Origin of the sequence: Candidatus Poriferisodalis sp. (genome assembly GCF_965198245.1) — a bacterium.
In the GTDB taxonomy this organism is placed as follows: domain Bacteria; phylum Actinomycetota; class Acidimicrobiia; order Acidimicrobiales; family Poriferisodalaceae; genus Poriferisodalis.
Window position 1 is genome coordinate 3,202,714 of sequence record NZ_OZ240249.1, and the last position, 13,892, is coordinate 3,216,605.

The 13,892-nt window shown below is 68.4% G+C and carries 2 protein-coding genes; both read left to right on the forward strand.

What is annotated here, in order from left to right:
* Positions 1-2 precede the first annotated feature (2 nt).
* Complete coding sequence (locus ACOCMM_RS14325; protein ID WP_419553814.1) at positions 3-7,562, forward strand: cadherin domain-containing protein; 7,560 nt, start codon at positions 3-5, stop codon at positions 7,560-7,562.
* A 378-nt stretch (positions 7,563-7,940) separates the two neighbouring features.
* A complete protein-coding gene (locus ACOCMM_RS14330; RefSeq protein ID WP_419553815.1) occupies positions 7,941-13,808 on the forward strand; it encodes a fibronectin type III domain-containing protein in 5,868 nt (1,955 codons plus the stop codon).
* Positions 13,809-13,892 lie beyond the last annotated feature (84 nt).

The following is a 13,892-nucleotide window of genomic DNA, read 5'->3' on the forward strand; positions in this document are numbered from 1 at the left end:
CGGTGCTGTTCGTCCTGCTTGTGTTATTCGCGGTGTTCTCAGGCTTGGTGTCGCCGGCGTCGGCCCAGACGCCGAGCAACGATGCTTCGCTCAGCGCTCTGACGTTGAGTGCGGGGAGGCTGTCGCCTGCGTTCGCGAGCGGCACGACGATGTACACGGCCAGCGTCGGCTACACGGTCACGCGCGTCAGCGTCACTGCGACCAAGAGCGACAACAACGCCACGGTGTCATTCCTCGATGCCGACGACTTGCCGCTGGTTGACGCTGACAGCACCGCTGGTGGGCAGCAGGTGGACCTGGGGGTGGGCGTCACCGTGGTCAAGGTCAAGGTGACGGCGCAGGACACCACCACCACCGAGACCTACACCGTGACGATCACCCGGACCGTGCAGGACATGTCGCTGTGGTCGCCGGTCAGCGATCCGGTCGCGGCGTTCGCGTCGACCGCCGAGTATGCCGTGACCTTCCAGGGAGCATGGACCACCGCCGTCACGCCCGACGGCGTTCCGGGGGGTGCGCATTTCTCGCGTCTGATCGGCGGCGTCCACAACGCAGCCGCGGCCTTCGTGGAGAGCGGCGAGAGGAGCACCGCCGGAGTGGAGGCCATGGCGGAGGTGGGAGGCTGGAGGGGCCTGCGCGGCGAGGTGGTGGATGCCGGGCCGGACGCGCTCAGCACCTTGGTCGGCGACACCGATTTCATCCCCCCCACAAGCTCGAACAGCTTGACGGCCACGCTCACGACCGAGCATCCGCGGGTGACGCTCGTCACGATGATCGCCCCGAGCCATGACTGGTTCGTGGGCGTGTCGGGGCTGCCGCTGGTCGACGGCGAGGGCCGCTGGCTGGGTTCGCACACGGTGAGCCTGTATCCGTGGGATGCCGGCACCGAGGACGGAACCGACTTCGCGCTCTCCCCCAGCGACGCGACCGATCCTCAGGGAGTCATCGAGAGCCTGCGGGGCACCGGCCTGTTCACGACCGAGCCGATCGCGACACTGAGCTTCGCGCTGGCGTCGGTGGTCACGACGCGCAGCGTGGCCGAGAACACCGCTGCGGGCACCGGCATCGGCGCGCCTGTGGCGCTCGGCGGCACCAGCGGCACCGTCGCCTACACGCTGGGCGGCGCCGACGCCGCGTCGTTCGACATCGACGAAACCACAGGACAGCTCCAGACCAAAGCCGCCCTCGACTATGAGACCAAGCCCGGCTACGAAGTGACCGTCACCGCCACCGACTCCAACGGCACCACCGACACCACCGTGACCATCGAGGTGACCAACGTCGCCGAACTGGCATCAGAGGTGAGCGGGCCCGCCAGCGTGGACCACGCCGAGAACGACGCCGGCCGCATCGCGACCTACACCGCGTCCTCGCCGGTGGACCGCGACGGCATCGAGTGGTCGCTGTCAGGCGACGACGCCGCCCACTTCAGCATCGACGACCCCGCCGGCGCCCTCAGATTCCGCATCGACCCCGTCTCGCCGAACCTGTTCGCGAAACCGCCCGACTACGAGTCGCCGTCGGATGATGACACCGACAACGAATACGCCGTGACCCTCACCGCCTCACTGGCGGGATCGAGCACCACGGTGACCAAGAGCGTCACCGTCACCGTCACCGACACCGACGAAGCCGGGACGCTCACCCTGTCCACCACACGCCCCCAAATGGGAACAGAACTGACCACAACCTTGAGCGACCTCGACGGCGTAGTGGACGGCACCCCGACCTATGTCTGGGAACGCTCGATACGCCCCAACGCCTGGACAGCCATCTCAGGGGCAACATCGAGCACCTACACACCAGCGGCCGCGGACACCGGCACGTTCCTGCGGGCAACGGCCACCTACGAGGACAGCCACGACACCGGCCAGACAGCCACCGCACTCACCTACGAAGTGGTCACAGCCAGCCTGCTCACCGGCCTGGGGGCCACCACCAACGACTCGACAGCCAACCCGGACCGCGCCCTCTCGCCTGCATTCAGCGCTGACGTCCTCCACTACGCCGTCGGCTGCGCCCCCAGCGGCGACACCATGACCGTGACCCCGACCGCGGCCTCGGGCGTGCGGATCGCCGTCAACGGCACCCAAACCGCCAGCGGCACCGCCGCGACGGTGCCGGTCAGCCGCGAGAGCGACGTGCACGTCACCCTCACCGGCGCCGACGGCGCTGCCACCACCTACGTGGTCCACTGCCACATTCACCGCGAGCGGATGATCGAGGCGACCAAAATTCCGGGTGCTGACGGCATCCTCGAGGAACTCATCATGCTCCGGTTCTACGATTCCGTCGCAATAGTCGACAACAACGCCGTGCCCCGATTTCGCCGAGCTCCCGGACACAGCATTTGGGCCTACTTCCGCGTCGACAGAGCCGCCGGTGCCGATCAGCAGCAAGGTGACGAACTCGAATACCGGTACTCGTACGTGGACACCTCTGCGTGGCCCCATTTTGAATTCACGGTCCTGGACCAGAACCTGGAGATACTGGAAACGGGGATCACCACCGTGGCCCCGCTCGAAACGATCGACCAGCACGACTTCCGCGTTCTGCCCAACGGCAACTACCTGCTGCTGGCCTACGAGCCGGCACTGCGCGACCTCAACGACCTGCCGTTCGACCACCCCGATATTGCCGACAGCCAGCCCCAGGCGGTGAGGGATGCGGCCGTCCAGATCGTCACGCCGGCCGGGCGGGCGGTGTTCACGTGGAACTCCTGGGAGATCATGCCTTTGGAGGATTGCACCCAGCACCGGTTCGCAGCAGAGGAGCACCACAGCTACGCCCATATCAACTCGCTGCAGTTGGTGGACGGGCTCATCATCGCCTCGATGCGGGGGTGCTCGAGGGTGCTGGCCATCGACCCGGACCACGCCGAGGACCACAAGGTCGCCTGGAGGGTGGGGCGCTCCAACCTGACCGCCGAGCAGTGGGAGGCCCGAGGCGTGGGTCCGGCACCGATGTCGATCATCGGCGATCCCGCCGGCGAGTTCTGTGCGCAGCACGCCGCGCAGATCCTGCCCAACGGCAATCTCCTCCTCTTCGACAACGGCGTGCATTGCGTGGTGAACCCGTGGACAGGAGAGTTCGTCAGCCGAACGGACGGTGACTACTACAGCCGAGGGGTGGAGTACGCCCTCGACCACAGCAGCGGCGAGGCAGTCTTCGTGCGCGATCACTCATTGCGTGGCTCCCGCCAATACATCGGGACCAGCCAAGGCCAAATAGAGCCACTGGCCAACGGGGACTGGCTGATCAGCTGGGGCCGCGCCAGTCGCTCGGTTGCGCCCGACGACCCCGAGGTGCCCATCGAAGCGGTGACCCAGGTCGATCCCGACACCGGCGAGGAGAAGTTCTCGCTGAGCGAACCCGACAGTCCGCTGACCAACTTTCGTGCCATTCCTGTGCATCCGGTGGCGTTGTTCGCGGTGCCCGAGCCGTTGGAGGCGGTGTTCCCGGTCAGCAGCCATACGTCGCTGGCGACTGAGGGTCCAGACGATCGGCCGACGGTGGTGGTGGCGTTCAACCAGCCGGTGGTGGACCCGGCGGCCGCCACTGCTTCGGTCAGTGTGGCGGGGGCGACCGTCGAGAGCGTGAGCGCCCATGTCGTGGCCGGCGAGGCGGCCAACGCCTACATCTTCACGCTGACACCCACCGGGCACGGCTCGATCACGTTCGGCCTGGTCGCCGCCAGCCCCTGTGACCCGGGCGAAACCGGCGGCGTGTGCACCGCGTACGGGCGCACCCTCTCAGCGGTGCCCGACCCCCACCGCATCGCCGCGACCCCCCAGCCCTCGCCCGAGGCGCAGACTGCCACCGCGCTGGTGAAGAACACCGGCAAGACCGCCTCCCCCCCAATCTCCGGTTTCGAGTTGGAACGCGGGGACGGCCCCACAGTCGCAGCCCAAGGATTCACTACCGGCTCCAACCACGACGGCTATGCGCTGAGCTCGATCGGTGTCGGCTTCCATACCATTTCGCACACTTCGACCGCCGGCGGCAGGCTGACGGCCAGCCTGCACGACGCGGCTCCCGTCTCTGGCGGCATAGTCGGTCCCGGCCCCGTGCTGTGCATCCTCAACGACCCGGCGAGCTTCTCTGCATCGGGCCTGCACCACTTCACGGCCCCCACCTCAGGAACGGGGCTGTGCCCCACGCTCGAACCCAGCACGACGTACTTCGTCAGCGTCCAGCGGGAACGCGAGGTCCCCATCATCGTCAACAACACCATCAGCATCTATACAACCGACCCCTGTTTGGTTACAAACGACAGCTGCGAAGCGGACTCCGGCGCGGCGGTGGGCTGGTCACTCGACCACGGCCTCGTCTATGTCGACCCTGAACTCGGCTTGGATGTGTGGACAGGCACCTCCGCGAACATCCAGGTCGAGGTGAGGGGCGCCCTCTACCCCATCTCTCGCAGCGTGACCGAGAACACCGCCCCCGACCGCGACATCGGACCCGCGGTCGCCTTCATCGAACCCGACGGTGGCGCGCTGACCTACACGCTGGACGGCGACGACGCCGACTCGTTCGACATCGTGGACTCGACGGGCCAGCTCCGGACCAAGACCGGCCTCGACCACGAGTCCAAGTCCAGCTACGAGGTGACGGTCACCGTCACAAACCCGTCGGGCGTCAGCGCCGAGAACACCGTCGACATCGGTGTCACCGACATCAACGAGGCGCCGTCGGTGTCGGGCGGCACCGTGTTCAGGTTCGCGGAGAACGATCCGGCGACTGAGACTGTGGGCGTGTTCACGGCTGTCGATCCCGACGCAGGCGACACGGTGGAATGGTCGTTGTCGGCGCCGGGGTCTGATGAGGACCTGTTCTCGATCGCCGGGGGCGTGCTGAGGTTCCTGGCGTCGCCGGACTTCGAGACGAGGGTGGACGCGCAGGGCAGACACGTCTATGAGCTGGTGGTGAGGGCCACCGACGGCGGCGGGTTGACCGGGACGCTGACCGTGTCGGTCAATGTGTCAAACGTCAATGAGGCGCCCGAGATCGACGGACCGAAAGCGGCGCCTGAGATCGACGGACCGAACGCGGCAACCGTCACCGAGGACAGCTCTGGTGTCGTTGCCGTCTACACCGCGACCGATCCTGAGGGCACCGATGTGGGCTGGCTGCTGCTAGGCGACGATAGGGCCTTTTTCGAGATCGCCGATGGTCGCCTGAGCTTCAAGGAACCGCCCGATTTCGAGGCGAGGGCTGACGCCGACGGCGACAACGTCTACGTGGTCGAGGTGGAAGCGTCAGATGGCGATCTGGCGGCGTCGATCGCCATGTCGGTGACGGTCGACAACACCGAAGAGGACGGGGCGGTGTCGCTGTCCGCGGTGCAGCCCCAACAAGGCGTGGCCGTGACGGCGTCGCTGTCAGATCCCGATGAGGTGATGTCGTCGTCGGTGAGCTGGCAGTGGTACAGGTCGCCGAACAAGCAGCAGTGGACCGAGATCGACGCTGCGGTGTCGAGCTTGTACACGCCGGCCAGCAACGATGTCGACCGGTATCTGCGAGCCGTGGCGTCCTACGACGACGGGCACGGTTCGGCCAAGCAGGCACTGGCCGAGTCGCAGCATCGGGTGAAGGCGGAACCGGTGACCAACCAGTCGCCGCTGTTCGCAGGCGGGCCCGTCGTACGCAGTGTGGCTGAGGACGCAGCCGTGGGCAGCCAGGTGGGCGATCGCGTGACGGCGACCGACGACGACAACGATTCGCTCACCTACACGGTGACCCCCATCAGCGGGGTTCCGTTCGAGATCGTGGCTGCAACAGGCCAGCTGCTGACCACGGACGCCTTGGATCACGAGACCGCCGACAGCTACACGCTGCTCGTCACCGCCACCGATCCCTCGGGCGATTCGGATACCACGCAGGTCCAAATCGAGGTCGGCGACGTGAACGAGGCGCCCGCGGTGTCCGGCCTCGGAATCGTGCGCTTCGCCGAGAACAACACCGACGACGTCGCCACGTTCTTCGCGGCCGATCCCGAAGGCGACACCGTGAGCTGGGACCTCGCCGGCGCGGACGGGCGCCTGTTCACCATCGACGAGGGCGTGCTGCGTTTCAAGACACCGCCCGACCACGACAACCCAGCAGATCGGGGACTGAACAACAGCTATGAGGCAGAGGTCAGAGCCACCGACAGCGGCGGGCTCCAAGGAATCCTGGAGGTGGCCGTGAACGTGGAAGACGTGAACGAGCCGCCCAAGATCACCGGGGATGTGGCGGTGAACGTCCCCGAACGGCGCCAGGACGTCGCCGTCTACACCGCAGACGATCCAGAGAACGTCCCTGTCGGCTGGACACTCGATGGCCCCGACGCAGACCTGTTCAACCTCGACGGCGGCAAGCTGAGCTTCAAGAATCCGCCCGAGTTCGATACACAAACCCCCAGCAACAACGAGCATCACGTCACCGTGGAAGCGGCCGACGGTGTCCACACCAGCCGGCTCACCGTCGTGGTCACCGTCACCGAGGCCAGCGAATCCGGTGCGCAGTTCCCCTCGGTGGGCGGTTTCTCGGGCACGTCGGGCTCGGGCGGCAGTTCCGGCGGTGGCGGTGGCGGCGGCGGCGGTTTTGATGTGGGTGTTGCGACGTTCGTGGTGGCGAATGGGTGGAGTCCGGCCGATGTGGGCGCGGCGTCGGTGCTCGCGGCGCGCACCTCCGGTGCGGTGGTGCTCTACACCGCAAGCGACGAACTCTCCGAGCAGACGCGGGCGCTGCTGCGCGAGGCGCTGCCCGCAGAGGTAATCATCGTGGGCGGCACCGCAGCGGTGTCGCGTGACGTCCGCACCCAGATCGGTACCGCGTCGTCGGAATCGGGCATCTCGCGCGTCACCGGGCAGGACCGCTCCCACACCGCAGCGGCCACCGCGCGTCGCATTCTGGGGGCGCCGTCCGGGGCGGGCAGGGTGACGCTGGTGGTGACCAACGGCTGGTCGCCGCCCGACATCGGCGCCGCCGCCGCATTGGCCGCGCTCAGCAGCCGCTCCGCGGTGCTCTACACCGAACGCGACACGCTGCCCCAGGCGTCCGCTGCGCTGCTTCGCGACTACGACGTGGCGCGGGTGATCCTCATCGGCGGAACCGCAGCGATCAGCGACGAGACCCGCGACGCGATCGCCGCCGCGGCAGGCGCAGATGCGAGCGTCACCCGACTGACCGGCGCCGGCCGCGTCGACACCGCCGCGGCGGCAGCACGGCGGGTGCTGGGCAGCCCCGCCGCAGCACCCGACGGCATCACCTTGGTGGTCGCCAACGGCTGGTCGCCGCCCGATGTCGGCGTCGCTGCAGCACTCGCAGCCGCGACGCCCAATGCCGCGGTCGCCTATGTCGCACAAGGCGAGCTGCCACAAGCGACCGAAGCGCTGATCCGCGACTACCGAGTCGGCCAGGTCATCATCATCGGCGGCCGCGCCGCAGTCGCCGATGAGGTGCGAACAGCGATCACCGCGGCTGCGCCCGACACAGCCGACGTGCGCCGCATCACCGGCACCACCCGCACCGACACCGCCGCCCGCGCCGCACGACGCATCCTCGTGGACTCCTGAACCAGAGCGATCGCGCTGGCCATCTCGGTCGGCAGCGCTGCCCGCCCAGCGCTGCCCCCACGGCACCGCCCCCGGAACGACACCCCCAGGGGGCGGTGCCACCCCCTCTTCGCATCCGTCTGTTTGGCGTGCGTGGCCGATAGACATACACATATGCATTGTTCTCACACAAACGACCTCCCAGATGCATCGCTGTCCCGCTCCTTCGGCTGCACATATGCGGGGGGGGGGGGGGGTATTGCTTCCCCGTCTGCTGACGGCATAGCCGGCTGATTGATGTCGCTCCCCTCCGTTGGAACGGGCCCGCAGCCGCAACCGCGTAGGACCGACGCCCCAGGTGTCGTCGGGTCGCTCCGGCAGAGGCTGCTCGGTCTGTTTGTGCTGGTTGGGGCATTCGCGGGCTTGGTGTCGCCGGCTTCGGCGCAGACGCTGAACGATGCCGCGATCCCCGGGGCTCCGGCCATAGAGTCGCTGACCGTCGGCAACGAGGCGCTGACCGTTGCCTGGACCGCTCCCGCGAGCAACGGCGGGTCCGACATCACCTCCTACGACCTGCGCTACATCCGCAGCGACGCCGACGACAAGACCGACGGCAACTGGACGGTCGAGAACGGCGTGTGGACCACCGGTGCCGGCGCTCTGGAGTCCACCCTCAGCGGACTGGCCAACGGCACCCGATACGACGTGTCGGCCAGGGCGGTCAACACCATCGGCAACGGCGCCTGGTCCGCCACCGTCACGGCCACGCCCGCCACCGTCCCGACTGCCCCCAACCTGGGGTTCGCGTCCGCCGGCAGCGGCCGGATCACCATCACATGGTCGGGCCCGGCGAGCGACGGCGGGTCCTACATCACCTCCTACGACCTGCGTTACATCCGCAGCGACGGAAGCGACGGAGACGTCACCGACTACGACAACTGGGAGTGGGAGACGGGCTTCGCCAGGACGGCCGGCCAATACAGGATCGGGGGCCTGACAAACGGCGTCGCGTACCACGTGGAGGTGCGGGCGGTCAACGCCGCGGGCGACGGCGCCTGGTCCCAACGCCAGACCAGAACCCCCGTGGGGCCTCCCCGCATACCCTCCATCGACACGGTAACCCCGGGCGACGGATCGCTCGCCATCACCTGGTCGGCACCCTCCAGCAACGGGGGCTCGGACATCACCGGTTACAACCTCCGGTACGTGAACGATGCCGCGGTGTGTGAGAACTGCCTCTACCTGTGGAGCCAGGAGCCCGGCATCTGGACCTCCGGCGGCGGCGACTTGGAGTTCACCCTCAGCGGGCTGACCAACGGCGTCCGGTACCGGCTGGGCCTTCAGGCGGTCAATGGCGAGGGCGCCAGCGGATGGTCCGACTGGAGCGACCCCCGGACCGGCATCGCCGGAAGCACCCCGGCGGCGCCCGGCGCGCCCACCATCGACCGGGCGACCTCCGACGGCGCCAACGTACACGTCAGGTGGTCCGCCCCGTCGAACGACGGCGGCGCCGACATCACCGGCTACGACCTGCGCTACATCCGCAGCGACGGAAGCGACGGAGACATCACCGTCGACGCCAACTGGACCCCGGTGGACGACCTGACCGGCGACTTGAACCACACGGTCGAGGGACTGACCGACGGTGTCGAGTACGACTTCCAGGTGAGGGCGGACAACTCCGCCGGCGCGGGGTCCTGGTCCGAGACCGTCAACAACGCGGACCCCGAACCCCCGGGCGCTACCGGCCTCAAGGACGTCTCAGAGGAGACGCCCAACCAGCTCCGGGTCTCCTGGAGACCCCCCGCCGACGACGGCGGGGCGCCCCCCACCCACTACGACCTGCGCTACATCCGCAGCGACGGAAGCGACGGAGACATCACCGTCGACGCCAACTGGACCCAGGTGGACGACCTGACCGGCGACTTGGAGTACACGATCACCGGCCTGACGAGCGGCGTCAACTACAGGGTGCAGGTGCGGGCGGCCAACCGCGGCGGGGACGGCCCCTGGTCCCTCGTCGTGACCCTGCAACCCAAGCACGAGAGGCCCAACCCGCCCGGAAACATCTCGGCGACCCCCAGCAACGGCACGCTCACGGTCAAGTGGACCCCCGCCCCGGCCAAGGCGGGGGTCACCGTGGCCGGCTACAAGGTGAGCTACATACGGTTGGACGATCCGGACTGGAACGACTTCAGCGAATGGACGACCAGCGGCCTCATCGCGTCCGACACCCTGGAATACGCCATCACCGGACTCCAGAACGGCGTCCGGTACTCGGTAGACGTCTACTCGGTCAGCTCCGCAGACAGAACGAGCCCGCCGCCTGAAACAGTGCCGGCCCATTCCCCCGGCAGGGCCCCGGCCGCGGTGGGAAGCCTGAAACGAATCCGTACCTACGAGAGCAGCATCTTCATCCAGTGGACAGGCCCCACCGACAACGGCGGGCACACCGTCACCTCCTACGACATCCACCACTACCCCACCAGCGATCCCACCGCCGTCGTCAAGCATTCCCAGGACGCTCAGGAGATCCTTGGCGGGCCGGCGCAGACCAACGTCAGGTCGGTCGGGAACCTGATCCCCCATGTCGAGTACAAGATCCAGGTGCGGGCCCGCAACCGGATCGGCGCCGGCCCCTGGTCCAGCCTGACCCTGATCCCCCGGCGCCAGCCCGTCGAACTCACGATCAACTCGGTGACCGAGGGCGACGGCACGCTCACGGTCGCCTGGACCGACGGCGGCGACGACGAGATCACCGGCTATGAGCTGCGCTATACCCACTTCCGATTCGTATCCAGTGTGGCGCCGGCTAGCAGCGATTGGCAGTACATCCGGGACATCACCGGGACCAGTCCCCTGGAATACACCATCGACGGCCTGGTCAACGGGCGCTGGTACCAGGTGCAGGTCCGGGGGAGGAACAAGTACGGCCAACTGTTGAGCGACTGGAGCACTTGGTCCGCCCGCCCCAACGACGATCTGACGCCGTGGGGGGTCGACGCGCTCTGGGGCACGCCGAAGACCGTCCCGGCGGCGCCGGCCGTCAGCTCGGTGACGCCGGGCGACAAGGAGCTCACGGTGGCCTGGTCCGCGCCGGACGACGACGGCGGGTCCCTGGTCACGTCCTACAACCTGCGCTACATCCCCAGCGACGCCCCCGGCAAGGACGACGACGACAACTGGGAGAAGAGGACCGGCATCTGGAGCTCCGGCGCGCGGCTGTACGACCTCTTCGGCCTGACCAACGGCGTCCGGTACGACGTGCAGGTGCGGGCGGTGAACGACGTCGGCGGGGGGCCATGGTCCCGGACGGACACCGGCACCGCGCAGACGGAACCCGGCATGCCGTTCATCGGCGCGGTGACCCCCGGCGACCGCGCCCTGTCGATCACCTGGTCCGCGCCGGTCGATACCGGCGGGTTCGACATCACCTCCTACAACCTGCGCTACATCCCCAGCGACGCCCCCGACAAGGACGACGACGACAACTGGGAGGAGAAGATCGGCATCTGGAGCTCCGACACCCTGGAGTACACCCTCGACAGCCTGACCAACGGCGTGGAGTATGAGGTGGAGGTGCGGGCGGTGACCTTCGCGGGGGCGGGACCCTGGTCCGGCACCCTCTTCGGCACGCCGCGGACGACGTCCAGCGCCCCCACCATCAACTCGGTGATTCCCGGCGACCGGGCGCTCACGGTGGCCTGGTCCGCGCCGGACGACACCGGGGGCAGCCTGATCACCTCCTACAACCTGCGCTACATCCCCAGCAACGCCCCCGGCAACACCGACTGGACGGTGAAGTCCAGCGTCTGGAGCTTCGGTGCCCTGGTGCACACCCTCGACAGCCTGACCAGCGGCGTCAGCTACGACGTGCAGGTGCAGGCCGTCAACGCCGCCGGGGACGGCCGGTGGTCCGACACCGTCGTCGGCACGCTCCAGACGATTCCCAAAGCCCCCACCATCAACTCGGTGATTCCCGACAACCAGGCGCTCACGGTGGCCTGGTCGGCCCCCTCCGATAACGGCGGGTCCGCGGTCACGTCCTACGACCTGGGCTACATCCGCAGCAACGCCCTCAACAAGGACGACGACAACTGGGAGGAGAAGATCGGCATCTGGAGCTCCGACACCCTGGAGTACACCCTCGACAGCCTGACCAACGGCGTCCGGTACGACGTGCGGCTGCGGGCGGTGAACGCCGTCGACGAGGGGTCATGGTCGGCCGCGGCCTCCGCCACTCCCCAGACGGCGCCCGGCGCCCCGGCCATCGATCGGTTCACGTCCGGCGACCGCGCCCTGGCCGTGTCGTGGTTCGCCCCGGACGATGACGGCGGGTCCCCGGTCACGTCCTACAACCTGCGCTACATCCGCAGCTACGAGCCGGACCCGTACAAGGACGACGACAACAACTGGACGCCGAAGCCCAGCGTCTGGCACTCCGGCACCCTGGAGTACACCCTCGACAGCCTGGCCAACGGCATCCAGTACGACGTGCAGGTGCAGGCCGTCAACGCCGCCGGGGGCGGCCGGTGGTCCGACACCGTCGTCGGCACACCCCGGACGAGACCTACAGGCCCCGCGATCGACAGCGTGACCCACGGCGACAAGACGCTCACCATCAACTGGTCCGAGCCGGACGATATCGGCGGGTCCGCGGTCGCGTCATACGACGTGCGCTACATCCGCAGCTACAAGCCGGACCCGTGCAAGGACGACGACGACAACTGGACGAAGAGGACCGGCATCTGGAGCTCCGGCACCCTGGAGTACACCCTCCGCAGCCTGACCAACGGCATCCAGTACGACGTGCAGGTGCGGGCGGTGAACGACGTCGGCGGGGGGCCATGGTCCCGGACGGACACCGGCACCGCGCAGACGGAACCCGGCATGCCGTCCATCGGCGCGGTGACCCCCGACGGCCGCGCCCTGTCGATCACCTGGACCGCCCCGGACGATACCGGCGGGTTCGACATCACCTCCTACGACCTGCGCCACATCCCCAGCGCCGCCACCAACGCCAGCTGGACGGAGAAGATCGGCATCTGGATACCCGGCGACCTCCTGCAATACCGGATGAGCGAGGTCACGGGCTTCACCGACCTCATGAACTCGGTGAAGTACGACGTGCAGGTCAGAGCGGTCAGCGCCGTCGGGGCCGGCCCCTGGTCCGTCAGCAGGACAGGCACGCCGGTCTCCTCTGGCGGGTCATCGCGGAATCCCGGTGGCGGCGGCGGCAGTTCGGGCGGCGGCAGTTCGGGCGGCGGCAGTTCGGGCGGCGGCGGCGGCGATTTTGATGTGGGTGTTGCGACGTTCGTGGTGGCGAACGGGTGGAGTCCGGCCGATGTGGGCGCAGCGTCGGTGCTCGCAGCACGCACCTCAGGTGCGGTGGTGCTCTACACCGCGGGCGACGAGCTGTCTGAGGAGACCCGGGTGCTGCTGCGTGAGGCTTTGCCCGCTGAGGTGGTCATCGTGGGCGGCACCGCTGCGGTGACCCGTGATGTGCGCACCCAGATCGATGCGGCGTCGCCCGAATCGGGCATCTCGCGCATCACAGGCGAGGGCCGCTCCGACACCGCAGCGGCCACTGCACGCCGCATCCTGGGCGCGCCGTCGACAGCGGGCCGCGTGACGTTGGTGGTGGCCAACGGATGGTCGCCGCCTGACATCGGCGCAGCCACCGCGCTGGCCGCCCGCAGCGGCCGCTCAGCGGTGCTCTACACCCAGCGCGACCAGCTGCCTGACGCGACCGCGGCGCTGCTGCGCGACTACGACGTCGCACGGGTGATCCTCATCGGGGGCACCGCTGCCATCAGCTCGCAGGTGCATGACGCGATCGCAGCAGCAGCAGGCGGCGATGCGAGCATCTCGCGGCTCACCGGCGACGACCGCATCGACACAGCCGCTCAGACAGCCCGGCGAGTGCTGGGCAACCCCGCCGCCGCACCCGACGGCATCACCCTGGTGATCGCCAACGGCTGGTCCCCGCCCGACGTCGGCGTCGCAGCGGCACTGGCAGCCGCCACCGAGAACTCCGCGGTTGCCTACACCGAACAAGGCACCCTGCCCGACGCCACCGCAGCACTCATCCGCGACTACCGGCCCACCCAGATCCTCATCGTGGGCGGACGCGCAGCCATCACCGACGACGTGCGAACAGCCATCACCACCGCAGCACCCGACACCGCAAACATACGCCGCGTCACCGGCAGCACTCGCACCGACACCGCCGCCCGCGCCGCACGACGCATCCTCGCAAACCCCTGAGCACCGAAGCGAAGCGCTGACCTGACCGGCCCGCAGCGCTGCCCGCCCAGCGCTGCCCCTACGGCACCGCCCCGGAACGCCGCA